Origin of the sequence: Lewinella sp. LCG006 (assembly GCF_040784935.1) — a bacterium.
GTDB lineage: Bacteria > Bacteroidota > Bacteroidia > Chitinophagales > Saprospiraceae > Lewinella.
This window is the reverse complement of record NZ_CP160680.1, coordinates 2,711,331-2,737,109: the sequence shown is the minus strand read 5'-3', so window position 1 is coordinate 2,737,109 and position 25,779 is coordinate 2,711,331. Positions and strand designations below refer to the sequence as shown.

At 48.0% G+C, this 25,779-nt stretch carries 21 protein-coding genes and 1 tRNA gene; 12 read left to right on the top strand and 10 right to left on the bottom strand.

Features of this window, described 5'->3' with window-relative positions:
* Positions 1 to 119: 119 nt before the first annotated feature.
* The gene (locus AB0L18_RS09710) at positions 120 to 1,370 is read left to right on the top strand and encodes an MFS transporter (protein WP_367392390.1); all 1,251 of its coding nucleotides are present in this window, start codon (positions 120 to 122) and stop codon (positions 1,368 to 1,370) included.
* Between the two features lie 125 nt (positions 1,371 to 1,495).
* Here AB0L18_RS09710 and ettA read toward each other — a convergent pair whose 3' ends face one another.
* Both ettA and AB0L18_RS09700 read right to left on the bottom strand, forming a co-directional pair.
* The gene (gene ettA / locus AB0L18_RS09705; RefSeq protein ID WP_367392389.1) at positions 1,496 to 3,175 is read right to left on the bottom strand and encodes an energy-dependent translational throttle protein EttA; all 1,680 of its coding nucleotides are present in this window, start codon (positions 3,173 to 3,175) and stop codon (positions 1,496 to 1,498) included.
* 16 nt (positions 3,176 to 3,191) lie between these two features.
* Positions 3,192 to 5,972: a 2-oxoglutarate dehydrogenase E1 component gene (locus AB0L18_RS09700; RefSeq protein ID WP_367392388.1), complete on the bottom strand. Its 2,781-nt coding sequence runs from the start codon at positions 5,970 to 5,972 to the stop codon at positions 3,192 to 3,194.
* Positions 5,973 to 6,279: 307 nt separating this feature from the next.
* Here AB0L18_RS09700 and AB0L18_RS09695 point away from each other — a divergent pair, with 307 nt between their 5' ends.
* The 4 genes from AB0L18_RS09695 to AB0L18_RS09680 all read left to right on the top strand — a co-directional run bounded on the left by AB0L18_RS09695 (position 6,280) and on the right by AB0L18_RS09680 (position 10,578).
* A complete protein-coding gene (locus AB0L18_RS09695; protein WP_367392387.1) occupies positions 6,280 to 7,140 on the top strand; it encodes an alpha/beta hydrolase in 861 nt (286 codons plus the stop codon).
* Positions 7,141 to 7,216: 76 nt separating this feature from the next.
* A complete protein-coding gene (locus AB0L18_RS09690) occupies positions 7,217 to 8,287 on the top strand; it encodes an isopentenyl-diphosphate delta-isomerase (protein WP_367392386.1) in 1,071 nt (356 codons plus the stop codon).
* Between the two features lie 34 nt (positions 8,288 to 8,321).
* On the top strand, positions 8,322 to 9,653 hold the full coding sequence (locus AB0L18_RS09685) for a hydroxymethylglutaryl-CoA reductase, degradative (protein ID WP_367392385.1): 1,332 nt from the start codon (positions 8,322 to 8,324) through the stop codon (positions 9,651 to 9,653).
* Positions 9,654 to 9,660: 7 nt separating this feature from the next.
* The gene (locus tag AB0L18_RS09680) at positions 9,661 to 10,578 is read left to right on the top strand and encodes a GYDIA family GHMP kinase (RefSeq protein ID WP_367392384.1); all 918 of its coding nucleotides are present in this window, start codon (positions 9,661 to 9,663) and stop codon (positions 10,576 to 10,578) included.
* 8 nt (positions 10,579 to 10,586) lie between these two features.
* Here AB0L18_RS09680 and AB0L18_RS09675 read toward each other — a convergent pair whose 3' ends face one another.
* Both AB0L18_RS09675 and AB0L18_RS09670 read right to left on the bottom strand, forming a co-directional pair.
* Positions 10,587 to 11,765 carry a hypothetical protein gene (locus AB0L18_RS09675; protein WP_367392383.1) on the bottom strand — a complete coding sequence of 393 codons (1,179 nt, stop codon included), beginning with the start codon at positions 11,763 to 11,765 and terminating at the stop codon, positions 10,587 to 10,589.
* Between the two features lie 95 nt (positions 11,766 to 11,860).
* On the bottom strand, positions 11,861 to 14,107 hold the full coding sequence (locus AB0L18_RS09670) for a patatin-like phospholipase family protein (protein ID WP_367392382.1): 2,247 nt from the start codon (positions 14,105 to 14,107) through the stop codon (positions 11,861 to 11,863).
* A 137-nt stretch (positions 14,108 to 14,244) separates the two neighbouring features.
* On the opposite strand from AB0L18_RS09670, the gene AB0L18_RS09665 reads away from it, so the two are divergent.
* The 4 genes from AB0L18_RS09665 (at position 14,245) to AB0L18_RS09650 (ending at position 18,560) form a co-directional block, all read left to right on the top strand.
* Positions 14,245 to 15,558 (top strand): UDP-glucose/GDP-mannose dehydrogenase family protein, encoded by a 1,314-nt coding sequence (locus tag AB0L18_RS09665; protein ID WP_367392381.1) that lies wholly within the window; start codon positions 14,245 to 14,247, stop codon positions 15,556 to 15,558.
* Between the two features lie 422 nt (positions 15,559 to 15,980).
* On the top strand, positions 15,981 to 16,598 hold the full coding sequence (locus tag AB0L18_RS09660) for a toxin-antitoxin system YwqK family antitoxin (protein WP_367392380.1): 618 nt from the start codon (positions 15,981 to 15,983) through the stop codon (positions 16,596 to 16,598).
* 2 nt (positions 16,599 to 16,600) lie between these two features.
* Entirely contained in the window at positions 16,601 to 17,644 is a 1,044-nt protein-coding gene (gene porQ / locus AB0L18_RS09655; RefSeq protein ID WP_367392379.1) for a type IX secretion system protein PorQ, read from the top strand.
* A gap of 31 nt (positions 17,645 to 17,675) precedes the next feature.
* Entirely contained in the window at positions 17,676 to 18,560 is an 885-nt protein-coding gene (locus AB0L18_RS09650; protein WP_367392378.1) for an SIMPL domain-containing protein, read from the top strand.
* A gap of 72 nt (positions 18,561 to 18,632) precedes the next feature.
* Here AB0L18_RS09650 and AB0L18_RS09645 read toward each other — a convergent pair whose 3' ends face one another.
* Together AB0L18_RS09645 and AB0L18_RS09640 are read right to left on the bottom strand one after the other, a co-directional pair.
* Positions 18,633 to 18,899: a hypothetical protein gene (locus tag AB0L18_RS09645; RefSeq protein ID WP_367392377.1), complete on the bottom strand. Its 267-nt coding sequence runs from the start codon at positions 18,897 to 18,899 to the stop codon at positions 18,633 to 18,635.
* 127 nt (positions 18,900 to 19,026) lie between these two features.
* Positions 19,027 to 19,530, bottom strand: coding sequence for a YcxB family protein (locus AB0L18_RS09640; protein ID WP_367392376.1), 504 nt, complete (start codon positions 19,528 to 19,530; stop codon positions 19,027 to 19,029).
* 233 nt (positions 19,531 to 19,763) lie between these two features.
* On the opposite strand from AB0L18_RS09640, the gene AB0L18_RS09635 reads away from it, so the two are divergent.
* On the top strand, positions 19,764 to 20,342 hold the full coding sequence (locus AB0L18_RS09635) for a DUF2911 domain-containing protein (RefSeq protein WP_367392375.1): 579 nt from the start codon (positions 19,764 to 19,766) through the stop codon (positions 20,340 to 20,342).
* 417 nt (positions 20,343 to 20,759) lie between these two features.
* On the opposite strand, the gene AB0L18_RS09630 is transcribed toward AB0L18_RS09635, so the two are convergent.
* On the bottom strand, positions 20,760 to 21,557 hold the full coding sequence (locus AB0L18_RS09630; RefSeq protein ID WP_367392374.1) for a hypothetical protein: 798 nt from the start codon (positions 21,555 to 21,557) through the stop codon (positions 20,760 to 20,762).
* A gap of 145 nt (positions 21,558 to 21,702) precedes the next feature.
* Between AB0L18_RS09630 and AB0L18_RS09625 the strand changes: the two genes are divergently transcribed.
* Positions 21,703 to 21,775 (top strand) — tRNA-Thr (locus tag AB0L18_RS09625).
* 943 nt (positions 21,776 to 22,718) lie between these two features.
* On the opposite strand, the gene AB0L18_RS09620 is transcribed toward AB0L18_RS09625, so the two are convergent.
* Entirely contained in the window at positions 22,719 to 23,213 is a 495-nt protein-coding gene (locus AB0L18_RS09620; RefSeq protein ID WP_367392373.1) for a hypothetical protein, read from the bottom strand.
* A 195-nt stretch (positions 23,214 to 23,408) separates the two neighbouring features.
* Between AB0L18_RS09620 and AB0L18_RS09615 the strand changes: the two genes are divergently transcribed.
* Positions 23,409 to 24,239, top strand: coding sequence for a purine-nucleoside phosphorylase (locus tag AB0L18_RS09615; protein WP_367392372.1), 831 nt, complete (start codon positions 23,409 to 23,411; stop codon positions 24,237 to 24,239).
* 81 nt (positions 24,240 to 24,320) lie between these two features.
* Here the strand turns inward: AB0L18_RS09615 and AB0L18_RS09610 are convergent, their stop codons facing one another.
* Both AB0L18_RS09610 and AB0L18_RS09605 read right to left on the bottom strand, forming a co-directional pair.
* Positions 24,321 to 25,184 (bottom strand): porin family protein, encoded by an 864-nt coding sequence (locus tag AB0L18_RS09610; protein ID WP_367392371.1) that lies wholly within the window; start codon positions 25,182 to 25,184, stop codon positions 24,321 to 24,323.
* A gap of 149 nt (positions 25,185 to 25,333) precedes the next feature.
* Entirely contained in the window at positions 25,334 to 25,768 is a 435-nt protein-coding gene (locus tag AB0L18_RS09605) for a GNAT family N-acetyltransferase (protein ID WP_367392370.1), read from the bottom strand.
* Between the last annotated feature and the right edge of the window lie 11 nt (positions 25,769 to 25,779).

Here is a 25,779-nt window from a genome sequence, read left to right as displayed (position 1 = left end):
TCCCCAAAAAACTCCATGCTATTCCGTGTTGCAGCCTGCAAGGCCAGCTTGCTGGCAGGCAGGTTAGAGCTTTAGTGGCTAAAACAAACCTGCGTGGCTAAAAATTAGCCCCCGCAAGAATGTTGGTATCTTTGCTGCTCAATCCTTCACACCCTGCGCAGTACATGAATTATCTACAACTTCTCAAAACCTATCCCCGCTATTTGGGGTACGGTTTTTTGCACTATTTTTTCAGCTTTGTCGGACAAACCTTCTTCATCAGTCTCTTTGTGGCGGGCATCAGTGAAGACCGGGGCTGGGGCACGGAGACCTTCTCTGGTATCTATTCCGGTGTGACACTTTGTGCTGCTTTTCTACTGCCGATGATTGGACAGCAAATTGATCGGCTGCGGGTGCGGTACGTATCCACGACTACGGCACTCATCATGCTCGTGGGGTGTTTGATCCTGGCCTTCACCTACCATTGGGTGTGGTTGGCTATTGGGGTACTGGCCATACGCTTGGGAGGGCAAGGGGTTTTAACCCTGACGGCTTCTACCACTATCGGGCGGTTTTTCACCGTGGCGCGCGGCAAGTCGCTTTCTCTTTCTATCCTGGGGATAAGCGCGGCAGAAATTATCATACCACCGTTCGCAACAGCCTTTATCCTCACCAACGGCTACCGACAAATGTGGTTGGTGGCGGCGGCCATGCTGGCTTTTATCTTTATTCCGCTGGTTTGGTTATTGATCCGGCGTCACGATCTCTTTCAACGTGCGGACACGGTTGCAGCCGCCGCCGAAGAAACGGATCAGGTATCCTGGACACGAGCCCAAGTGCTACGTGATCGACGCTTTCAGCTCATTGTACCGACCATTCTTTTTATTCCCTTCGTCTTTACCGGGATCGTTTTCAACCAGAGTGATATAGCTTTGCTACGTAGCTATACCCCCGCCAATATGGCCTTGGGCTTGAGTATTTATGGCTTCACACGAGCCATTATGCTGTTTACCGTAGGTAGTTTGATTGATCGCTACAGTGCCAGACGACTACTACTCTACGTCCTGCTACCAGCAATGGCAGGTTTAACAATTTTTATTCTGGTTGATGCCAACTGGGCCGTACCTGCGCTGTTCGGCCTGATGGCCATCAGCGGCGGAGGTATTACCGTTACGGCACCAGCACTCTGGGCAGAGCGTTACGGGCCCCGCTTTTTGGGGAGTATTAAAAGTACGGTAACGCTGCTAGTGGTTCTTTCTTCCGCCGCCGCACCCATTCTATTTACCTGGGGCTTGAATTGGGGAATCACCTCTTGCTTGCTGGTGATTATTGGCTACGGACTGCTCTGTGTATTGCTGGCTGGGTTGGAGTTGAGAACGATGCCGAAATAAGGTGAGGTTGAGTATTAAAAACTTGATCATCAGTCAGTTACCCCAACCTCACCGTACTTGGTATTGGGTACTGTGTACTTAAATTAAAAAGGGTTTTGCGCTTGACGCAAAACCCTTTTTATCAGTTACCGGTTGATGACGTTTTTGAAGCGTGGTCGCTTCGGCGTCACATCGCCCAGTTTTTCTTTCTTCATTTCCTCGTACTGCGAGTAGTTGCCTTCGAAGAAAACGACTTCGGCTTCGTCCTCAAAAGAGAGGATGTGGGTCGCGAGGCGGTCAATAAACCACCGGTCGTGCGAGATCACCAGTACGCAACCGGCGAAGCTGTCGAGGGCGTCTTCAAGTGCCCGCAGGGTGTTGATGTCAATATCGTTGGTCGGCTCATCGAGGAGGAGGACGTTGCCACCTTCGCGAAGCGTCATGGCCAGATGGAGGCGGTTGCGTTCTCCACCGGAGAGCACGCCCACTTTCTTCTGCTGGTCGCTACCAGCAAAATTGAAGCGACTCAGGTAGGCACGAGCGTTGACGCTGGTGGTGCCAATTTCAATAAAGTCATTGCCGCCAGAAATAACATCATAAACGGTTTGGTTGCCGTTTTGGAGTTCTTCGTGGCTCTGATCTACGTACGATATTTGTACCGTATCGCCTTTGACAATTTTGCCCGTATCTGGTGTTTCCTGGCCCATCATCATCCGGAAGAGCGTACTCTTACCCACCCCGTTGGGCCCAATGATGCCGACGATGGCATTTTTGGGAATGCTGAAGCTGAGGTGCTCAAAGAGTATGCGGTCGCCAAAACCTTTGCTGACGTCTTCCACATTGATGACCACATCACCGAGACGCTGCCCAGGTGGAATGTAAATCTCCAGCTTAGACTCCCGTTCTTTGGCTTCTTCACCCGCCAATTTCTCATAGGCATTCAAACGGGCCTTACCTTTAGACTGCTTGGCTTTAGGGGCCATCCGAATCCATTCCAGCTCTCGCTCCAGGGTCTTGCGGCGCTTGCTGGCCACCTTTTCTTCCTGCTCCATCCGCTGGGCTTTTTGCTCCAACCAGGAAGAATAGTTGCCTTCCCAGGGGATACCTTCGCCTCGGTCGAGTTCCAGAATCCAACCCGCTACATTATCCAGGAAGTAACGGTCGTGTGTCACGGCAATCACCGTCCCCGGAAAGCTCTGCAAATATTGCTCCAACCAGTGCACCGATTCCGCGTCCAGGTGGTTGGTAGGTTCGTCGAGGAGTAGAATATCCGGATTACTCAGCAGCAGGCGCGCCAGGGCTACCCGGCGGCGTTCTCCTCCCGAGAGTACCTTCACCGAGGCATCATCCGGTGGACAGCGCAGGCTCTCCAATGCCGTATTCAGGCGATTGTCCAGCTCCCAGGCGTTGAGGTGATCCAGCTTTTCGGTTAGCACGCCTTGCTTTTCGATGAGTTTGTTCATCTCATCGTCGCTCATGGGTTCGGCAAACTTGTTGTTGATATCTTCGTATGCCTTCAGCAAATCGACAATATCCTGCACCCCTTCTTCGACGACCTCGCGGACGGTTTTATTTTCGTCCAGCTCAGGTTCCTGCTGGAGCATCCCAATCTTGTAGGTACCGTCAAAGACAATGTTGCCCTGGTAGTTGGCATCCAATCCTGCAATGATCTTGAGGAGGGTAGATTTACCAGAACCATTAAGACCTAAAACACCAATTTTAGCTCCGTAGAAAAAACTCAGCCAGATATTGTTGAGTACTTTCTTGCCGGAACCGAAGGACTTGGAAACGCCCTCCATTGAAAAAATAATCTTGTGATCTGCCATAAAAATTTACTGGGTATTACTTGTTGCCGAAAGCTCGGTCGACGATACTTTGTTGTTCTTGATCATGCACTTTCTTGAAGCCTGTTGCTGGTGAAGCACTCGTCTTACGCGCCACAAAATTCAAGTTATCAGGTAATGCAACGCCATCATTGTAGCGCATGGAGTTGACGTACTGCCAAGCTCCCATGTTCGCAGGCTCTTCCTGCACCCATAGGGTATGTTCGGCTTTGCTGTATTTCTTAAACAGTTTATTGAGCTGCTCAGAAGGGAACGGGTAGAGCTGTTCCAGGCGAACCACTGCTACATCATCGCGTTGGTTTTCCTCCTTATGACTGCTCAAGTCAAAGTAGATTTTTCCGGAACAAAGCAGCAAACGCTTCACTTTGTTGGCTGCTTTAGCAGTAGTGATATTCGGGTCGTCCAGGGTTTCCTGGAAGCGAGTGCCTTCGTAAAAATCTTCCACCCCACTCACCGCCTGAGGGTGACGCAATCCACTCTTAGGCGACATCACGATCAAGGGCTTGCGGAAAGGCCGGGCCATCTGACGGCGCAACAAGTGGAAAAAGTTGGCAGGCAACGTAACGTTGGCCACCGTCATATTGAATTCGGCACACATTTGCAGGAAGCGTTCCAAACGAGCACTGGAGTGTTCCGGGCCCTGACCTTCGTAACCGTGAGGCAACAAGGTCACGATACCACTCATCCGCTGCCACTTCGATTCAGAAGAAGAGATAAACTGGTCATACATCGTTTGTGCACCATTGGCAAAATCACCAAACTGTGCTTCCCACACCACCAAATCCTCTGGTGTAGCCAAGGAATAACCATATTCGAAACCGAGTACCGCAAACTCTGATAACAAGGAGTTGTAAATACGGAAGACGCCCTGATTTTCTCCCAGGGTACTCAAGCGATTGTAGGTGCTATAATTTTTCTCGTCGCGCAGTACAGCGTGGCGGTGGCTGAAAGTACCCCGCTTTACATCCTGTCCGCTGATACGGATATTACGTCCTTCCAGCAGCATGGTTCCATAGGCCATCAATTCGGCCATGCCCCAATCAAGCTGGTTGCTTTCGCGCGCTTTTTCGATGTTTTTGAACAAACGCTGCACCTTACGCAAAGGCGTGAAACCTTCAGGAATATCGGTAAGCTTATCCAGCAAGTGCTGAATCGTATCCTTGGCTACTCCCGTTTCCGGAGATTGAGTAAAGTCTTTGGGATCGCTTGTTTTGCGAAGTTTGCGCCAAGCTTCTTCTGGCTCCTGATAAGTATAAGGAAGTGGTTTTTCCCGCACCTCGTCTAAACGATCCTGCAGTAAACCCCAGAAAGATTGTTCCAGTTCATCGGCCAACTGGGCATCGACATCTCCTCGCTCAATCAACTGCTGAGAATACACTTCCCGCGGATTTTTGTGGTCCTTGATGAAGGAGTACATTTCCGGCTGGGTAAACTCTGGATCATCTCCTTCGTTGTGCCCATGACGGCGGTAACACACCATATCAATGAAAACATCAGAATTGAATTCCTGGCGGTACTGCACGGCCATTTCAGCCACAAAAAGAACAGCTTCCGGATCATCGCCATTGACGTGAAATACGGGTGCGCCAACCACGGCTGCGGCTCCGGTAGAATACACCGAAGAACGAGCGTCATCAAAATCGGTCGTAAACCCTACCTGGTTGTTGATCACCAAATGGATACTCCCTCCGGTTTTATAACCTTCCAGCTGACTCATCTGGATAGTTTCAAAAACAATACCCTGACCAGCAACCGCAGCATCGCCGTGAATCAGGATGGGCAGGATAGCATCGTATTCGCTGTTGTAGAGGATGTCGGCTTTCGCACGAGCAAAACCTTCTACCACCGGATTTACTGCCTCCAAGTGGCTGGGGTTAGGCGCCAGCTTCAGGTGAACAGTCTTGCCTGTAGGTGTCTCCACCTGGCTACTGAAGCCAAGATGGTATTTTACATCACCATCCCCAAAGCTCAGGTCAGGAACCGCAGTACCTTCAAATTCGTTGAAAATCTGGGAATAGGTTTTTCCCATAATATTGGCCAATACATTGAGGCGGCCACGGTGCGCCATACCAATGACGATCTCTTTGGCATTGCCTTGAGCCGCTTCGTTGATGATGGCATCCAAGGCTACAATGGCACTTTCACCACCTTCCAGTGAGAAGCGTTTTTGCCCAACATATTTGGTGTGCAGAAACTTTTCGAACATCACCGATCCGTTCAACTTCTCCAGGATGCGGCGTTTTTTCTCGATACTCAGTCCAAAAGATTGCCCTGGTTGCGTTTGCTCTATTCTGGTGCGAATCCAGCGGCGCTTGATCCGATCGGCGATACTGTGGTATTCATAACCGATATTGCCCGCATAAACTTCGCGCAACCGCGCGATAATCTGGCGCAGTGTTGCATTTTCAAGACCAATCTCTTTACCCGCAAAAAAGACATTGTCTAAATCGCTATCGCTGAGATCAAAATCTTCCAGATTAACCGTCGGATGGCGATCACGGCGATTACGGATAGGGTTGGTCGTAGAGAGCAAATGCCCCCGATCACGATAAGCTTTGATCAGCGAAAGCAAGCGTAGTTCTTTGGTCAGTTGTGCATCACTGGTGCTACCGCCACTGGTATGTACGGCGCCATTGCCGTTGCTTTCCTGAGCGAATTGAAATCCCTTAAAAAAAGCCGCCCAGCTACTGTCAACGGCTAATGGATCAGTCTGATACTGCTCATACAAATTTTCAATATAACTTGGGTGAGCATTGGCAATAAATGAAAAATCGGTCATGCTATTTCTTTTGTCTCCTTTGGTTATTTTGGGAGCTTCATAGTCCTTTAGAACGATTGGGAAAACGCTTAGTTTCCCAGCGTACTTGAAAATTCATGCAAAATGAGGATTTTTTGAGCAATGAGGAAAAAATGAGGGCTATAAATATGTTTTTGCTGTTGAAGACAAGAAAATAAGAAACAGAATGCCTTGTGATGTGTTTAGATGGGAGTGTCAAAGTCTATTCTAAGCCTGACCTTGGGGAATGATAAAACCCTCTTTCATCCCTCTACTACTTTAGGATATTTTCTTTTATTACTGAATAAAAATGCCCGATAAAAAGCCACTTACCCCCACAGATGCTGACCCCTTGCACTTGCGTGCTATTCGTTTAGCACTCAACGGTTCGTATCATTTTTCGAAGCGGCTGGCGGGACTATGGTGTTATCGGGTGTTGGCAAGGCCTCCACGCAAGGCCCTACTTCCTTCCGAGAAAAACTTCCTGATGACCGCTCAGCAAAAGGTTTTTCCAGTGGGAATCATGAATATTCAAATGTACCACTGGCCAGGAACTGGCCCCAAAATACTCCTGGCCCACGGCTGGAACAGTCACAGCGGCCGCTGGCAAGCATTAGCAAGCCAGTTGATTACTTTAGGGTATGATGTCTACGCACTTGACGCTCCTGCTCACGGTGCCAGTTTTGGAGGAAGTTTTGCGGTCATCCATTACGGAGAAGCTTTGGCAAAATTAGCTGATACCATAGCCCCTAACATTATCATCGGCCATTCTGCCGGCGGGATGGCAACGGCCTATTATCTACGCCACTTCCCGAAAATTCACCACCCCGACAAACTTGTTTTACTCTCCACGCCTGCTGAGCTCAACCATTTTATGGAAAGCTTCCGCAAGGGGATTGGTATCAAAAAAGCCGTAATAGAAGCCATGGAAAATTCCTTTACCCGGCGTTTCGGCAAGTCTTTCGACTATTTTTCCATAGCCAACTTCGTACAAAATCTCCGGATACCAGGCTTGATTATTCACGATCAAGAAGATGATATCGCTCCGGTAGAGGGTGCCTATGCACTTGCAGAAAACTGGGCAACGAGTGAGCTGGTCATTACCACTGGTCTTGGGCATAGTGTTCAAGACGAACAAGTAAGGAAGCGAATCCTCGACTGGTTAACTTAATCACTCGCTGAACCATTAGCCAGGCCTGCTGTTTTGGCTTTGTTTACAATGATTAGCTCAAGTTAACTAACTTTGCATGTCAAGCATACCTTCAGGCGTGGATAAGGATAAACAACAAGCTGGACTACCCGATAATGACCCGACCGCTGCGGAACGGAAAAAAGACCATATCGAGCTGGCTTTTCAAAGCCAAATCACGGCTGCTACCCTCGACCCACGTTTCTACTACGAACCCATCATTGCGGCCCACCCTGATGACAAGCCCGACGAAGGCTTCTCTTTTCTCGGGAAGACAATGCGCTTGCCCTTGTGGGTTTCCAGTATGACGGGGGGAACCGAAAAAGCCCAGCGTATCAACCATAACCTGGCGCGAGCTTGTCGCGAATTTGGCATGGGCATGGGCCTTGGTTCTTGTCGCCCATTGCTCTACAGCGATGAACGGCTGAGTGATTTTGCGGTACGGCCCCTGATCGGCAAGGAACAATTGTTGTTTGCCAATTTGGGCATTGCTCAACTGGAACAGCTGGTGGCAGACGAAGAATTATGGCGTATCAACACCATGCTGGAAAAACTGGAGGCCGATGGGCTCATCATCCACGTCAACCCTCTACAGGAGTGGTTACAACCTGAGGGCGACCGTTTCCTTCACGCTCCGCTGGTGACCATCAAGGCCATCATAGAAGGCTTACCTGACCTCCCCATTATCGTAAAAGAAGTGGGCCAGGGCATGGGCAAAGAAAGCTTACGGGCATTGCTGCAACTGCCATTAGCGGCCATTGATTTTGCGGCGAGTGGTGGTACCAATTTTGCCAAATTGGAATTACTGCGTAGCGACCCGCTCCAACACCAAGTTTTTGAACCCCTCGCCCGAATCGGCCACGGTGCCAATGAAATGGTGGAAATGGTGAACACGCTAAAGCAAGAGCTAGGCCCACAAGTAAAATGCGACCACATTATCATTTCTGGGGGCGTACAAAATTTCCTCGATGGTTATTACCTTACGGAGAAGATACAGTTCAAGAGCATCTACGGGCAAGCTTCGGCCTTCCTGCGGCACGCTCAGGAAGATTATGAGCAATTGCAAACTTATGTACAAGCACAAGCTCGCGGACTGAAGGTGGCCAAAACGTTCCTTCGCTTAAAATAGACCTCCTTCTTTACTACTATCTATCAGGACTACTATGCAGGATAAAAAAATAGCTGGTTTTTCGAAAATGGACAAACGAGCCAAGATCGATTGGCTTAGCACTCATTTTCTCGAAGAACCGACTGCTGCTGCCAGCGAATTGGCCAGCTTCTGGCACCAGGATGAAGATTTGCAACGCATCCTGGATGGCTTCAGCGAAAATACGATCAGTAATTTTCCGCTCCCTTTTGGGATTGCCCCAAATTTTATGATCAACGGCAAAGTGTACGCCGTGCCCATGGTCATAGAAGAAAGTTCGGTGGTCGCGGCAGCAGCTTCAGCTGCCAAGTTTTGGCTCCCCTTAGGAGGTTTTCATACGGAAGTAGTGGACACTGTAAAGCTAGGTCAACTTCATTTCCGCTGGAGCGGAACGACGGAACGCTGGCAAGCCTTGTTTCCCGAATTGGAGAAAAGGCTGCGCCTGGAAGCCACCCACCTTACCGCTAACATGGAAAAACGCGGCGGCGGTATCCTCCGGATTGATTGGTTGCGAAAAGCAGAAATTGCGCCTGATTACTACCAGCTAAGGGTAAGTTTTGAGACCTGCGACAGCATGGGGGCCAACTTCATCAACTCGGTACTGGAGCAGTTTGGCAGTACTTTGCAAGAATGGGCCGCCACTGCTCCGGAGCTAAAGCCACAAGAGCGGGCCTTGCAAATACTGATGGCCATTCTGAGCAATTACACCCCCGACTGTGTCGTCAAAGCCTGGGTAGAATGCAGCATGGAAGACATGCAGAAGACGCTAAAAACGGGCGATGATGTCCGTCATTTCTGCCACAAGTTTGAAACGGCGGTAAACATAGCCATCCACGATCCTTACCGCGCGGTTACCCACAACAAAGGAATCTTCAACGGGATCGACGCGGTAGTGCTAGCCACCGCCAATGATTTTCGGGCCATTGAAGCTTGTGGCCATGCCTACGCTGCGCGTGATGGCCAGTACCGAAGCCTTAGCCGCTGTATCATCAAAGACGATACCTTCCGGTTTGAGTTAGAAATACCACTGGCGCTAGGTACGATTGGAGGATTAACCAAGTTACATCCTTTGGCTAAGATGAGTCTGCAAATTCTGGGGCAACCTTCTGCCCGGGAACTGATGCAAGTGATTGCAGCGACGGGGCTTGCACAAAATTTTGGCGCCCTGCGTTCTCTGGTAACAACGGGCATTCAGGCCGGCCACATGAAGATGCACCTGCAAAATATCCTCATCCACTTCAACGCGACCCCGGCCCAAATCGAAGAGGCAAAATTGTATTTCGCTGATCGTACGGTCTCGTTCACTGCGGTGCGAGAATTTATGGCACAGTACAATACCGTTCAATAGGACTAATATGTACGCACACGGCAAATTGTTACTTACGGGAGAGTATTTTGTATTGGATGGAGCCCTGGCCCTGGCAATGCCCACGCGTTTCGGACAACGGCTGGCCATTGATCCCCAACCCGCTTTCCCTTTCCAACTCCTTTGGCGCAGCCTCACCAAAGAGGGCGAAGAATGGTTCAACGGCACCTGGACCCTGGAAGAAGGCTTACCCATCATGGGAAAACACACCGATCTGGCGGTCGCAGAACGGCTACAACAGCTGTTTCTCGCCATTCAAAAGCAAGACCCTAGAGGCCTGACCAAACTCTTCCAGGCAGATGTGCGCGTACGCCTGGAGTTTGATCGCGAATGGGGACTTGGAAGTAGCTCTACCCTGGTAAGCTTACTCGCACAAACTTCCAAAACCGACCCCTACCAACTGCTGGCCGACACCTTCGGCGGATCGGGCTACGACATCGCCTGCGCAACGGCTGATGGCCCTATTTTTTACCAACGCCTTGGTGGCCAGCCACACAGTGAACCCGCCCTCTGGGAGCCCGCGTATCACGAGCAACTTTACTTCGTTTATTTAGGACAAAAACAAAACAGCCGCGAAGGTATCCGCTACTACCGTGAACTGGGCGGTACCCAGGCTTCCCTAGTTGATGAAGTGAGCGAACTTACCCGAGCTTTTCATCAGGCCAGCACCCTTACGGAGGCTCAACAAGCCGCTGCGGCCCACGAAGATTTTATCAGCCAGGTATTGCAAATGGACAAGGTGCAAGACCTGCGTTTTCCTGATTTTCCCGGCACCATCAAATCGCTCGGTGCCTGGGGCGGCGATTTTGTGATGGTGCTGTCCGATTGGGAGGAAGAGCAGCTCAAGGCTTATTTTGCGAAGAAGGGGTGTCTTGCGGTGTTGGGGTTTGGGGAGATGAGGTTGTAGATGGGGTATCACCCCTTCTTATCCAGCACCAAAACAGCAGGGTATTCTCCTTCCGACACCATGAACAATTTGTAATCAACAATTTCGGCTTTCACCTTCATGAGCATATACTCCGCTTGTTTGAAGGTGATCATTTTCGTTTGTTGGTCGTAATACCACTCTCCGATTCCTGCTTCGCGCAAACGAAAAATCCAATCACTCCCCTCCTCTACAATTTCCGGATCTTTTTCCCGGAGCTGATCTGTACTGAAGATGCCTGTTGTGGGTAAGTTTGATCTACCAAAAGTGAGTTCAATATTGTAGCTACCGCTAGACCATTTCCCCACCAAATCTGGCACTGCATTCTCAGAGCTTGCGCTGGGTAGGTCATCTCCTTCATAGTAATACACATTTTGGGTTTGCATCCGCTGTACCCCTAGTTCAGGTTGGTTTACTGGTGTTATCTGACTGGTGGCAACCGTTACATTTCCGTAAGTATCGTACTGAAAACGCTGCGCTACCAAAAAAGTATCCTTTGTACCACGCACTTCACGACTAGCAATAATATGGCGCAAGGTGATGATCGAATCTCCAATCCTACTGATCCGCTGAATGTAGACACCGGTATCTTTTCCAACCGATTCGATATGCAGCACCTCCCCCCATTGATCTGATTCAATATAATAATGCCCTTGGGGCGTAGTGTAATCCGGCTTGTACATGGTCATCCGTAGGATTTCGTTGCCGTTGTCCGCTACGCTTTGCGAATAAAGGAGGGTGGCCATGAGTTTGTCCTTATTGTCGAGGATGTTTTCTGCCACCAATACCCCCTGATCGTCATAAAAGGGGACGTTACGCTCCGTCAGGCGCTTTTTACCCTCATCATAGCTACTGTATTCCCGCACCATCATCAGCCGATCACCGTCCCAATCCATTTCAGTATAGCTGGACATGCTATAGGTGCCAATGCTCATCTCGTCTATCCGTGCAACGTAGTGCCCATTTTTCACCTTTATCGTCGTCTCATTACGTGGTGCTTCCTCTATCTCCCCATTTTCATTTGTAAAATTGAGTATGTTGGTCATCACTATTTCTCGCACCGGCCCTTTGACTTCCAGATCCCAGTATTCTTTGCCAATTTGGGCCTTAGCCTCGTTGGCAAAACTCATGAGAAAACACAGCATGATTAATGGTATAGCTTTTAGCATTATCCTCTTTTTATACTAATTGAACGAGATGGACAAAGGTAACCGGGGATCGGGCTTTAGGTACTGCTTTACGCACCAGCGTTGAGACGAATGACTTATTCCACCGTGCCCAAACTTTCCAGCAGACGCCGCATACTTTCCTGGTTAGCAGGCAAGCTTAATGCTTCCAGGACATCTTGCTTCTCTTGCTGCGTGAGATGGAAAGAAACGGAAGCTTCCAGCTTTTTATCATTCGTTGGGCGATAAATAAAGCGGATCAGTTCAAAATGATCGGGACCAAGCAAATCATTGATAAAACTAAGGGTATTGTCGTGTTGGAGCTCCTGAACTTCCAGCACTTTGCCCGCAATCCCCAGCGGGTTGAACAAAGATTCTACGATACCATGGGCGTCGCTGGCGGGGATACTTTCAAATCTTTCCGAACTCGTTATCTGTACCAAAATTACGCCGCTGGTGTTTTTTTTGATCCAATCCTGGTACACTTGGATAAAGCGGGTGGCACTTTGTATCCCGTAATTATCACGAAAACCAGCATCCACTAAAGCAATTGTTGGCTGCGTGGGCAGATGTACCGTTGGCAGCACGTAAGGGTAGGTAGCATTCATGCGCAGGGCCGTCAAAAACCGGAGGCTGTCGGCGCCTTGTTTACCCAGCAACCAACGAAAATCTACTGCGTCGATCTCATAGGCTTTTGGCTGTTCAAAACCTACGGGTGGAAGCATCATGAAGGATACGCCTTGCGGCGAAATGATCATCTGTCGGCCATCATTTACAATAGCAGGGCTCAGGTACAGCAAGGGTACTTCGCCACTTATTTCTTCCTGCCGGTAGGCCGCTAAAGGGCGGTCCAAGATACCTTCCGTATTCTCGTTCAATTGCTCTTCCAGCACATAACCTCGGTCACGGAAATAATGATGCCCACCGTATTCGAAACGGCGCCAGGGTACGAAAAGATCGTTGGCCACCAATGTAAAAGCGATAGAATTCAACAAGTCCAAACTGATACGATCCCGGTATTCTTGCCGATAGACCTCGTTGCGATTTTCTTTATTCAAACGGTAAAGTTCCCGCTGGTAGGCCAAGCCCAGCATACCGCCCGAGGCACCCGTCATGAGCACCGTATGGTCAAACAAGCGTCCCTGACTAAGGCTATCTGCACTTTGCAAAACGTGGGTACTCCAGGTAGCAGCCTTCAGCCCTCCACCGCTGGCACAGAGGAATACGATCTTGGGTTTGCTATTTCCACTACTCATTTGACCAATCCGAGTCGCCAATATTTCTTGTGTGGCCGCCAAATCTTTGTCCAACTGATCTTCATAACAGATTTGCTGAAGGCGATCATAGCTGTATTCGGCGCGTTCTCCCTCGTAATTTAAACCATAGGCTGCATTGGGGTGGTTGAAAATCCCGAAAGAGGTGATATAGTTAATACCAAACAATAACAATAGAATCACAAAAGCCCGCCAGGCCGCAAACCAGTAAGTAAGCGCCCCAATAAAGGCAATCAATAAACTGAAAAGAATGATAATACTGGCTCCGGCGGGTATCCGGAAGATCTCCCAATCGACCAAATAGCCCAACAGCAGCAATAACATCATGCTGATTAGCTGTAAGGCAAGCGCATTGAGGTGGTTTTGCTTAAAGATATTTAAGAGCATGCGCGATTCGTAGTGAGCTACACTACGTACCAAACGGGGGCGAAGGTTTTCCCCCAGATAAGTCCAGACTTTGAGCCGATTGCGATCCTGTTTCAGATAGTCCAAATCAGCTCGGCGATGGCCCGGAGGGATGTGCAGATTTACCTGATTGGGAGGAAATTGCTTGCGCTGGTAATAAGAAATATCGCGGTTTGTGAAATTAAAATAGACAGAGTACCCCACGACGAGGGTTAAACTACCCAGCACCAGCGCCAGTAAATGCCAGGCATTTTGCGCCAGCGATAATTCCTGATAGTGATTCTGAAAATAGCCGATCAACAAAAGATAAAACCCGCCAAAAGCCAGCGGTAGTAGTAAATTGTTGATACTAAATTTGGAAAATGGACGCGTAAGGCTGGCCAAAAAGGGAAAATATTGCGCCGTAAGCAAATACGTCGTCAGGTTCCAACTCATAAAAAAACCACCTAGCGCCATGCCCACAATGTAAAAACTCAGAAAATTGACTTCTCCTAAATATTCTGGGTCCAGGAAAAGGTACTGCAAGCCCAACCGGCGCCCCAGGCTTCCCGACATCATCAACAGCAAAACTACCCACAGCGAAAGCAGCAGTAAATTGCTCCTCAGGTGCAGTAGCAGTAACTGAATAGGAAAGGAATGAAAAAGCTGTTGAAAAAATCGGCGCATATACACCTGGTGTCTTTATAGATAATTTTACGTCTGAAGAACGGCGCTGCTCAAGCGTATAATAAGCCCTAACAATTATTTACCTTTGCGGCCAGATACATCATTAAACGAAATATACCCAAAAAACGGAATAAAACATGAACATCGCAGTAGTTGGTACCGGTTATGTAGGTTTAGTGTCCGGTACATGCTTTGCCGAAACGGGCAATAATGTTATCTGTGTAGATATTGACGCCAAAAAGGTAGCCCGCATGCAAGCCGGGGAGGTTCCAATTTACGAGCCAGGTCTCGAGTTACTTTTCGAGCGCAATACCCGTCAAGGGCGGCTCTCATTTACCACCGATTTGGCCAAAGCCGTGGAAAACGCCGAGATCATTTTCCTGGCCCTTCCTACTCCTCCAGGTGAAGATGGCTCTGCCGATCTTTCTTACATCTTGGGCGTAGCCGACCAACTTAGCCATATCATTACTTCGTATAAAACGATTGTTGATAAAAGTACCGTACCCGTAGGCACAGCCGAACGCGTACACGATACCCTGGCCAAACACCTGCCAACGGACTTGTTTGACGTGGTCTCCAATCCCGAATTTTTGCGGGAAGGCGTAGCTGTCGAAGATTTTTTAAAACCCGATCGCGTCGTCATTGGCACCAACTCCGAACGGGCGAGAAAAAATATGCGCCAACTGTACGAACCATTCGTGCGCCAGGGCAATCCGATCATCTTTATGGACGAACGCTCGGCGGAAATGACCAAGTACGCGGCCAACTCCTACCTGGCCACTCGCATTACCTTCATGAACGAAATTGCCAACCTTTGCGAGAAGGTAGGTGCCAATGTCGACATGGTTCGCCATGGTATGGGCAGTGATACCCGCATCGGCAAACGCTTCCTCTTTCCTGGTGTAGGGTACGGCGGCAGTTGTTTCCCCAAAGATGTACAGGCACTGGCGAAAACATCGGACATGTACGATTACGATTTTCGTATTCTCAAGTCCGTCATGTCCGTCAATCACCAACAACGGATGCGCCTGGTCGACAAGATCAAAGCTCGCTACGGTGATAACCTGGAAGGCAAAACCATCGGCCTGTGGGGCTTGGCCTTTAAACCCAACACCGATGATATTCGGGAAGCACCCGCCATTTATACCATCGAAGCATTATTAGCCGCAGGTGCTAACATCCGTGCCTTTGATCCAGAAGCTATGGAAAATGTAAAAGCCATTTTCGGCGACAAAGTCCACTTCTGCGAAGACCAATACGAGGCGCTCATCGGTGCTGATGCGCTTGCTATCGCTACAGAATGGAGTGTATTCCGCACCCCCAGCTTTCAGGTGATGAAAGAACTGCTCAAGGAGCCTATCATTTTCGATGGTCGTAACCTCTACCCATTGGAATTGATGGAAGAAAAAGGGTTTATCTACGAAAGTATCGGGCGAACCATCGTGCAATAGACTAAAAGACGACATTTTTAGTCTTCCCACAGGTGTTAACGCGAACAATCTGCCTCAAGGCTTGTCGTTATTCAATTGTGCTGGCTATTTTTACGTAGTATTGCGCAGAAAATAAACTGCGATTTTTCTCAAGTTTTCCAAATAGTTAAAACGCCTGTCCGGCTGGCCAGACGGGCTTGAAATGAAGTGCTTATTTAACTATTTGGAAAACAAAATCGCTTTTTATTTTCGTGCTGTTCTGTAGAGGGATGCAGGACGATGTTATCGCCCCTTGAGGTAAAGGGTAGAAGGATTTTGTAAATCCAGGAGAAGAGATGCTGGATCAACAAGTACTCCCTCCTTTCTACGCTATACCCAAAGGGCGCAAAGCGGCCAAACCCTATACAGCCTTTGGCATCATTGTTAATTAAACAATATACACCTTGGACAGATGGTTCGCGTTTCTAGTTGGCTTTACAGTAGCCCTTTTTCTCTTTCCTTCCTGCGGAAGCAATATCGAAGAAGTTACGGAACAAGATGAATTCGGTAATTCCATTCGTTTTGAACGCCGCAAAACTGACTTTGCCCGGGAGGGCTGGGCCTATACCACCTCCGCCGACGGCGTATTGGTAGAAGTGGCCCACTACCAATCAGATACCCTTGACGGTCAACGTATCCTCTTTACGTCCAGCGGAGATACCAGCATTATCGAAAATTACCGCGCTGGCATTTTCGATGGCCCCTACCGCCTTTACCATGAAAATGGTATGCTGAAACAGGAAGGCCAATACGTGAACAACGAGATGACAGGTACTTGGAAAACGTATTATGACAATGGCCAACTCAAGGAATCTGTCGCTTTTTCAGAAAACCTGGAAAACGGTCCTTTTGTCGAGTATCACCGCAATGGTAAACTCGCCGCAGAAGGTACCTACCTCAACGGAGATTTTGAACACGGCGAATTAAAAATTTATGACGAGCAGGGAGCGCTTATCCGCACGATGGAATGCGTTAGCGGACGATGCACTACTACCTGGTCAGCAGAAGAAAAGCAGGATTAAATATGCGTTTACTACTACTCTCCCTAGCCATTTGTTTTTCCTCTCTGCTTGCCGCTCAGGTGGGTGGATTGTTTACTTATGAATTCCTCAATTTTGCGCCTTCTGCCAGGATTTCGGCCCTTGGGGGAACACATATTGCGGTACTCGATGATGATATCAACCTGGGCGCTACCAACCCGGCAGTGCTCAACCCACTGATGCACCAACAGCTTTCTTTTAGCCATGCTTTTCATCCGGGTGATGTGCAATACGGCTATGCGACGGGAGGCTACTACCATCAAAAGTGGCAAACTACCTTTTCTGGCGGGATTCGCTACGCCAACTATGGCACTTTCGACCTGACCAACAACCTGGGCCTGGTCGAAGGAGATTTCAAAGCGGCGGAGTATGGCATCAGCATCGGTGCTGGCAGGCAACTGGCCGAACGGCTAAGAGGAGGCATCAACCTGCGTTTCGTCACGTCTCGACTGGAAAGTTATACCTCCACAGGGATTGTCGCCGATCTCAGCCTACTGTACCAGGATACCGCTAAAAACCTGGTTCTCACCATGGTCGCCCGCAATGCTGGCCGCCAACTGAGTACTTACCGGGAAGGCAATGTAGAGCCACTCCCCTTTGAGTTGCAAGCCGGCATCAGCAAACGACTAAGATACTTACCCTTCCAATTTTCCCTCGTCTACCGTTACCTCGATCGCTGGAACATCCTCTACGATGATCCCAACTCCACAGAGACAACGCTCCTTTTTGGCGATGTAGATACGGAGCAGAGCGATACAGAGATTTGGTTCGACAACTTTGCCCGCCACTTCGTTTTCAATGGGGAACTCTTTATGGGTAAGAAAGACAATTTCCGACTACGTTTTGGCTATAGCCACCTGATGCGCAAAGAACTTAGCATCAACGAATACCGTAGTCTGGCAGGATTTACCTTTGGCGCCGGGGTAAAAATCAACCGTTTCCGCCTGGACTATGGCCGAACCAACTTCCATCTCGGTGGCGGCGTCAATCATTTGACCATCGGAACGAATATCAAAGAGTTTCGGTAAATCTTTTGTGTCTTTTAAAACCTAGCCTTCGATGAAACAACACCTCACAATTATCCTCTTGACAATATGGAGTACCATTTCCTATGCTCAAATAGCAGGCAACCAGGTTTACCAAAACAACAACCGGAACCAGACGCCTGTCTCCGTCAACAAGAGCAGCTTTGTTTCAACAGACTCTACCTTAATTATCAACGCAAATGTGCTGCTGAATAAAGAAGCCGACTATTACTTGATGACGGTTGGCGTAAAAGGAGAGGCAAAAACAGTTGTTGCTTGTAACCAAGATCTAAACAACAGGATAGATTTGTTTCTGACAGACCTCGGAAAAATTGGCATTAAAGAAGAAGACGTTTACGCTGATTTTATTTCGCAAACCAAGGTGTATGATCACAGTATCGAAGGCAACGTGATCACCGAGTTTTTTGATGGCTTTGAAATCAGAAAAAACCTTATCATAAAGCTACGAAAGCTGGCCGTCATCGACGAAATCATTGAGCTGGCCTCCAAACAAGAAATTTATGACATCATCAAAGTTGAATATTTCAATGATGATCTCGATAAAATATACGACGGGCTATTTGACGAAGCCATGAAAGTGATCGAAGATAGAAAGGGGAAATTCTCAAAACACAGCTCTATCAGGATTTCAGACACCTACAGAATTGTGCAGGATAATTTTGGCGTACATAACCCTCAAAGCATGTACAAGCAATACGATGAAGCATTTGAAAGCTCGGTGGTCAATACTAATTACTCAGGAAACTACGTCAAAAAAACAGTGCGCAAGGACAAGACCTTTTACTATGAGGGAGCGCAAAATAGGTTAGGCGTAGACAAGGCAATGGATGAAATAGCTCCAGTTATTGGCATTCAATACAACTTAGGTTTGAGTGTAATTTATGATCTGGTGAGGTAAATAAAAAAGCCTGAACCAGTTTCCTGGCTCAGGCAACGACAATAATACTACACTATCTAGTAATAATTTTTTTTAGAAGAATCCGGTCATCAACAGGAGGACCGCAGCACTGACTCCAAAAACAAGGATCAATAGAAGGCCGGTGATCATTTCCGTCCGCTGACGGTCGCTCTCCATTTGCGCCTTAAACCGCTGAGCGATAATTGGCGATACAGGCTCCAAGATTTCGTCGCTTATTTTTGCCAAAGGCAAGCCGGTATTCCGAAATCCTACATTGCGCTTGCGCTGCAAACGACGATTGCTATTAATCATCTGGCTGGCTGAAATCATGAAGCTCATAATGGGTAGATTTAGTGGTGATTGAATAGGTGTTCTCTATTGAATACATCACTAAACTACTGTAAATCTGAGCACTACAACAGTTCTTTCGGCGAGAAGATTGAAATTATCGACGAGTTATTAAATTTTACAAAAACGGCACCTCCTTCCTCAGCAACAACTCCCGAAACGCCTCTTCCTCCCCAGGACCAAAAGCAGCTTTAGGAATAATCATGGCCTGGTTGGTACCAATATACAAGAAGTAGCACTTATCCGAAGCCCCGTAATGCAGCAAGCCTTCATAATCAAAGGTAGACTCAGAATTGGCGGTCTTGATCAGCATTTCTTCCTCCTCGAAGATCATCTCCCGAGCAGTACCCAATTTGCTTTGCTGATCGGCACGCTGAAGTTGCTTCTTCAAGCTGGCGGGTATCAACCACAACCAGATGACCAGAATCATCCCGATGGGCATCAGGATTTTCAATGCTTCCTCGCCGCTGCCGTCTCTCACGAAGGTGATCACCAGCTGTACCAACAGCACTACCACAATGGCTCCGAAAATGAGTTTTAGCAAACGCTTCGATTTCCAATAGTGAATGGCAAAATCATAGGCCAATTCGGGAGTATGTTCGTACTTGAGGTGAATCTTCATGATCTTTCTTTTTTATAAAATAAAATTCCCCACCAATCTCTTGACTGGACGTTCGACGAAAATCAGTAGCTGGTACGGGCTAATTCGCGCCCTTGATGTAGAGGGTAGAGGGATGGCTGTTCAGAAAGGCTCGACCATTAGCAAATACCAAAGGCCAGCTTAACCAATTCCTTACTTTATACGTTCTATTAAGAATCGTTAAAACTCCTACCATCACAAAACTAAGTTAACTTATGAAGAATTTTGCCCCACTACTGTTAATTATGCTCATGGGAATTGCTCCTAGCCTGATGGCACAAGAGTTTCCAGACCTGGACAAAAGCCCCATGGACATGTCCTACTATCCTCAACGAGCAGCTTTCCGCAATTTTGCCAAAACCCCCGAAGAGAAACTCGCTGGTGAACCCATCATGCGGGTCATTTACTCTCGCCCACAGAAAAAAGAGCGCATCGTCTTCGGTGAACTCATCAAATATGGTGAAATGTGGCGTATTGGTGCCAATGAGGCGACAGAAATCACCTTCATGCGGGATGTAAAAATTGGCGACCAACCTGTCCGTGCTGGTCGTTATACCGTCTACGCTATGGTCAACGAAAAAGAATGGACCATCTACTTCAGTCTCGATCTCGACGGGTGGGGACATTATGTGTTTAAGCCCGAAGACAGTAGTGTAGCGGAGATCACCGTACCTACCAGCACCGTCAAAAACACGATCGAAGCCATGGGAATCATCTTCGAAGAAGCCGAAGATGGGGCGCACATGGTCATTGGCTGGGACAACACAGTCGTACGCGTGCCGATCAAGTTCTAGTAAGCTGCCTCCTTGGCTTTTCAGACAGGCCCGCCTGGCCAGCGGACAGGCCTGCCTGGCAGCGGACAGGAGATGCGGAGCGATTGCATCGCCCTTGAGGTAGAGGGTAAAGGGACTTGGTCTTTCCATCTCCATACCCTCTACCCAAAAGGGAGCGAAGCGACCTGTATCCTTATACGTACTTTGGCGAAAGCTCTGTTTATTAGAGTTGTTCTGCTGGGACAAGTTTTGCTGCAAGCGGAAAATTTCATCCTGAGCTTCGTTAGATTTTTCGCCGAATTCGCTTCGCGGCTACTACGTGGTGCCCGCACCTGCCTGCCAGCAAGCTGGCCTTGCAGGCAGGTTCGGCTGCAAAATCTGCCTCGTTCAGAATAAAATTTTATCGCTTTCGCTAAAACAGCCCCCAGCAGAACAACTCTATTCAGCACTGATCTTTGCCTCAGGAGAACTTACCTCCAACTTGGCAATTTTACTCATTACAATTGCGCCGGTTACGGATACCAGGATGGTACCTCCTACCACGCCTACCAGCGGGATCAACATCAACAGATAAAGGACAATACCCAAAGCCAGCGAAACTCCCATGTAGGATTTACTGAAGGCCATACTCTCTTTGATGGTCATGCCAAATTGTTCGTTGTAATTATCGAGGATCACCAGCCCGAAGAAATAGCATTGCACGAAAAACAAAACAGGGCTTTCCAGCCAGTCCATAAAACCAAAAATCCCGAACACTACAGATACCAGTGCAGAAACAATAATTTCCATCACCCACGACCGAATGGCCACCTTGATCATCCGTACCTGAGCATTGAAAAAAGCGGTAAAATCGGTACGAACCGGGTGCCCTTGTATCTCCTCTAGTGCACGTTGCATGAAGTGAAAAACCACTACCTCTGAAAGTACCAGGATCACGTACTTCAACAAACCAGAAGTAAAGGATTCGTATCCTTCCGTTGCAATGTTGCTGATCATCGTCCCCATTGCGGCGAAGGCGTTAACCGAGGTATCGCCCACAAAAAGACTACTAATCCAGCCCCCTACTTCCATGAGAAAGGATAATCCGACCAGGATACCAACAATAAAGAGGGCTTTGAACACCCAGCTGTAGCGATTAATGCCTCGCCATAATTCTCGCTCACGAATAAGCTCTACAGCAGCACGCAAGCTGCCAAGTGTAATAAATAACTGGCTGATGAAAGTTCGATAGGTCACAGTCCGTTGGGTTGGGTTTCGTTTATCCCTCAATTTAAGTGATTTGCCAATCGTGCCCAAAAAAAATTCCCTAACCCCGGGATTTTTTCGACGGTATAAGTTGTTTTTTCTATGAAAAAAGATTTTATATTTGCCCCACTTTAGTGCCATCCTAGCTCAGCTGGTAGAGCAACGCATTCGTAATGCGTAGGTCGGCGGTTCGAGTCCGCTGGATGGCTCAATAAAAAAGATTTGTTACTTAACTGTAGCAGGTCTTTTTTCGTAATGGAAAACCTCTACCAGCGGAGGAGAAGTTTATCCCGCTTTCTAGAGACCACATATTGCGCAGAAAATAAAATGCGATTTTCTTCAAGGTTTTCAAATAGTAAACCGCTTTAAATGAACCGCTTGGCTTACTATTATGAAAACCAAACCACGTAGTAGCGGCGTAGCCAATCGCATTTTATTTTCGTGCTGTCCCAAGAGAGGCACGACCGTAGAAAGCAGCAAAGAGTAACTTCCCCATTTCAGGCTAGCAATTATTGGTATTGAACAAAGTGCTCAGAACGATATACTCTTCCAAGGCAGGATTTACGCCGGTGCTACTAGCGTGTTCGCTCACCTGGCTTCGCCGAGCCCGTCTGGCCACCGGACAGGTAGACAGGTTCACGGCTTATTTAATGTGAGGTTGGAGGTATTATATGCGACCTCTCCGAGGTCGGGTGAGTTATATCGTTTGTATTTACTACCAATATGGCATCTCTCCGAGATGTTATGTATGACCTCGGAGAGGTCAAAAATTGGTAGAATGGTCGTTCATGCCTTATTTCGACCTCAGAGAGGTCGCACATGGTGTATTGCTATTGAAAATCAAGCGATTAATGCCCAACCTTACGTTATTTAGAGGTGTGGTTTCTGGCTTGGTCGACGATAAATTTTGGTGCAGCGCACCGCCGTATCTATAGCAAATGATATTTTCTCATGAAAAAGGTGTAGCGCACCGTGCTCTATTTCCCAATTAATAAAACCATGGAATGTAGACCATCCTGCTGAATAGCGTACGGTGCGCTGCACCTCACATAAAAACCTAAAAGATTCCTACAGAGATAGGCGGTACGCTGTACCTTTCATGCTAAGGGGTCGGCGAATAAGTTCCATCAGCGGGAAGTCCGCTGGAAGCACTTATTCCGCTAGCCGTATTTCTACAAGATCGTAATGCGTAGCTACGGAGATGAGCCCTCCCGAAATAAACTGTAGCGTTGCTGTTTCCCCGGCAGGAATGACCATACTTCCTTCCGCTTCATAAGCTTGCCACTCGGGGGTAGTGATTTCTATTGACAAGTATTGTGAGGGGTCATTCAATAGGTACAAAATCAAGGAACCACTCCTATCTTCCATTGTTTTTCCCCAAGTAGACAGCTTCACTTCTATTTCTTGCGAGAAGGGACCAATCCCGACTTCATAATGAGGAACAATGCACCCTCCATTGATCAGGAGCGAATAATCGCCACCTCCCGCAGGGGCATCCTTATCGTAGGTAGCTTCAAAAGTCCCGGAATCGTTGCCATCCTCAAAAGAATTGAAGTAGAGGAAGTCTCCTGCCGATAATGGAATGTTATCGGTTTCACAACCCAAACAAAGGAAAGCTAAAATAGAGGTGATCAATAGATACTTCATTGGATCCTGTTTTTTTTTAGAAAAAACTGTTCTTCTTTACAGACGTCATTTGCGTGTGAAAGCGTTGGGGCAGTAGCTTGTGATTATGTACTAGCAGCTAGGGTTCGTTCACCGTCTGTAAAATTATTCCTAAAAAGACGGGCACATCCCTTACTATTTTCTACTTTGGCATAAGATCAACAATTTAAAGCAAGCATGCCTTCACCTCACCTTTACGATACCATCCAGGATGCCGTCAGTTACCTCAAAAGCCAAAGTACGCTAAGCCCTCGCTTTGGCCTCATTTTGGGCACGGGTCTCAGCGATTTAGCCGACGAGATAACAGATGCTACGGAAATTGCCTATGGTGATATTCCTCATTTTCCTGTGTCTACGGTACAAAGCCATCGTGGTAAACTTATTTTCGGTAAGCTGGCTGGCATTCCCATTGTCGCCATGGCCGGCAGGTTCCATTACTATGAAGGTTATAGTATGGAGCAGGTTACGTTCCCCGTAAGGGTGATGAAGTTCCTGGGTATAGAACGCTTGATTATTTCCAATGCTTCAGGCAGTGTCAACCCGGCTATCGAGGCGGGCGATATCGTTTTTGTCCGCGACCATATTAATTTCATGGCCGACAACCCGCTGCGCGGCCACAACGACGAACGCCTGGGGCCGCGTTTCCCGGATATGCTGGGCACCTACGATCGCCAACTAAATGCGCAGGCACTACAAATGGCTCGAAAAATGGGTATCCCTGCTCACGAAGGGATCTACTTAGGTTTGCAAGGCCCTAATCTGGAAACACCTGCCGAATACCAGTTTTTCCACCGCATCGGTGCCGATCTGGTCGGCATGTCTACCGTGCCGGAAGTGTTGGTAGCCAAACACATGGAACTCCCCATTTTCGTGGTTTCCGTGGTTTCTAATAAATGCTACCCTCTGGAAGATATTAAGGAAACCAGTGTAGAAGATGTCATCGCAAAAGTTGGAGAAACTTCGCCTCGCTTGCAAGCACTGGTGAAAGCGTTGATTGTAGCATGGTAGAGAGGCCCTCTATCCAAGAGAATTGAACCATATAAGGCATAAAAGAAATACTTATATGTGCCTTATATGGTTCAATCACTTCTAAAACCTAAAACCTACCGAAGCCTGGATAGAAACATTGCGATCCTCGTCATTTCTGGTCTGATAACGATTGCCCACGGCTAAGCTGACGGGAGAGATATCCTGCCCTTCATTCGTAATATCCGACAAGCCATAATTGGCACGCACACCTACGTAAAGCCCATCGTTTAGAAAGAATGCTACACCAGCATTCAATCCAAAATCAAGGGTTTTAAATTTCTTTTCATCATTATCTGCTGCCTCGTAATAGGCATCAATAGAGCCGGGAAGAAAAGCTTGCAGTGTGTTCAAGGTAATCGGCGTTGATCCCTGAATGGCATTCACCCCTCTTTCTCCGTTGATGTAACCAAAGTCAACGCCTGTGGTAAATTCAGCAACGGGGCTACCGGCCTGGGTCATCCCCGAAAAAGTAATTCCACCACTACCGCTACTTCCTATTAATAATCCGGCGTTAACACCTGCTTCAAATTCCAGGCGACCAACTTTATAATAAAGCAGTACCGGAATATCAATGTAAGAGTTAGAAACACTAATGTCACTACGCCGGTTGCCGGTGGCGAAAATGGGCGTACCTGTATTGGTGGTATAAAACGTAAAGTACGAAGGCCCATCGTAAGTGTACTGGGTGCCTTTTTGGCTGTACATCAACTCTGCTTTCACCCCAAACAAATCAGTGATTGAGTAGACAAATGAAGCACCAATATGGAATCCTGTGTTGGAACCGAAAACCTCATCTTCTGTTTCCGTCGGTCCGTCGATATTATTAAAATTCAATCCCGCTTTGAAGCCGCCGGAAAACTCTCCCTGAGCAAAGGTGGCACCAGTGACCAGCAGGATAGCTAAACCAAGGAAAATTGATCTCATAACAATGGTATTTGGTTTGCGGGCAGTAAATAGTAGCCCATTCAACTGAGTTTAGCTGCCAACTTTGTTTCGATTTATTTCCCAACAAACATTGTCAGCGCTTATTTTAAAAAACGAGGCACAAGATACACTACTTGCACTTTTCGTTACTAGAGAACCTTCTGTAAGAGGATACGGTTGGTCAACACATCTCCTTTTTCTTTGAATCCGATAATATTGAAGCCCCGCCGCAAGGCAAACAAGAGCATACTCTTATGCTGGTTACGTGTCTTGAAGGTGACGCTTTTGTAACCGTTCCCCAGTGCCCAGGCTTCCTGCTTTTCTGCCAACCGACGCGCAATACTTCGGCGTCGGTAACTGGGCAAAACACCGCCCATCCAGGAGTAAAAGGCACCATTCCGCTCATAGCCGACCTTGAATCCGACCGGGCGATCCTGGTCAAAAGCTACCAATATAAGATGAGGTACATCCTTTAGTCGCCTTTTATACTCCTCCTTGGAAGGTGGATCAATAAACTCGGGAATACTGTTGGATATGGCCACCGCAGTAGCAATATCCGAAACCTTAATAATAGGATTAGCCATGGTGTCTGTGT

Bases quoted from the DNA above. Each gene is read 5' to 3' on its own strand.
- AB0L18_RS09710 (WP_367392390.1), top strand. From the start codon at position 120: ATGTTGGTATCTTTGCTGCTCAATCCTTCACACCCTGCGCAGTACATG.
- ettA (WP_367392389.1), bottom strand. From the start codon at position 3,175: ATGGCAGATCACAAGATTATTTTTTCAATGGAGGGCGTTTCCAAGTCC.
- AB0L18_RS09700 (WP_367392388.1), bottom strand. From the start codon at position 5,972: ATGACCGATTTTTCATTTATTGCCAATGCTCACCCAAGTTATATTGAA.
- AB0L18_RS09695 (WP_367392387.1), top strand. From the start codon at position 6,280: ATGCCCGATAAAAAGCCACTTACCCCCACAGATGCTGACCCCTTGCAC.
- AB0L18_RS09690 (WP_367392386.1), top strand. From the start codon at position 7,217: ATGTCAAGCATACCTTCAGGCGTGGATAAGGATAAACAACAAGCTGGA.
- AB0L18_RS09685 (WP_367392385.1), top strand. From the start codon at position 8,322: ATGCAGGATAAAAAAATAGCTGGTTTTTCGAAAATGGACAAACGAGCC.
- AB0L18_RS09680 (WP_367392384.1), top strand. From the start codon at position 9,661: ATGTACGCACACGGCAAATTGTTACTTACGGGAGAGTATTTTGTATTG.
- AB0L18_RS09675 (WP_367392383.1), bottom strand. From the start codon at position 11,765: ATGCTAAAAGCTATACCATTAATCATGCTGTGTTTTCTCATGAGTTTT.
- AB0L18_RS09670 (WP_367392382.1), bottom strand. From the start codon at position 14,107: ATGCGCCGATTTTTTCAACAGCTTTTTCATTCCTTTCCTATTCAGTTA.
- AB0L18_RS09665 (WP_367392381.1), top strand. From the start codon at position 14,245: ATGAACATCGCAGTAGTTGGTACCGGTTATGTAGGTTTAGTGTCCGGT.
- porQ (WP_367392379.1), top strand. From the start codon at position 16,601: ATGCGTTTACTACTACTCTCCCTAGCCATTTGTTTTTCCTCTCTGCTT.
- AB0L18_RS09650 (WP_367392378.1), top strand. From the start codon at position 17,676: ATGAAACAACACCTCACAATTATCCTCTTGACAATATGGAGTACCATT.
- AB0L18_RS09645 (WP_367392377.1), bottom strand. From the start codon at position 18,899: ATGAGCTTCATGATTTCAGCCAGCCAGATGATTAATAGCAATCGTCGT.
- AB0L18_RS09640 (WP_367392376.1), bottom strand. From the start codon at position 19,530: ATGAAGATTCACCTCAAGTACGAACATACTCCCGAATTGGCCTATGAT.
- AB0L18_RS09635 (WP_367392375.1), top strand. From the start codon at position 19,764: ATGAAGAATTTTGCCCCACTACTGTTAATTATGCTCATGGGAATTGCT.
- AB0L18_RS09620 (WP_367392373.1), bottom strand. From the start codon at position 23,213: ATGAAGTATCTATTGATCACCTCTATTTTAGCTTTCCTTTGTTTGGGT.
- AB0L18_RS09615 (WP_367392372.1), top strand. From the start codon at position 23,409: ATGCCTTCACCTCACCTTTACGATACCATCCAGGATGCCGTCAGTTAC.
- AB0L18_RS09610 (WP_367392371.1), bottom strand. From the start codon at position 25,184: ATGAGATCAATTTTCCTTGGTTTAGCTATCCTGCTGGTCACTGGTGCC.
- AB0L18_RS09605 (WP_367392370.1), bottom strand. From the start codon at position 25,768: ATGGCTAATCCTATTATTAAGGTTTCGGATATTGCTACTGCGGTGGCC.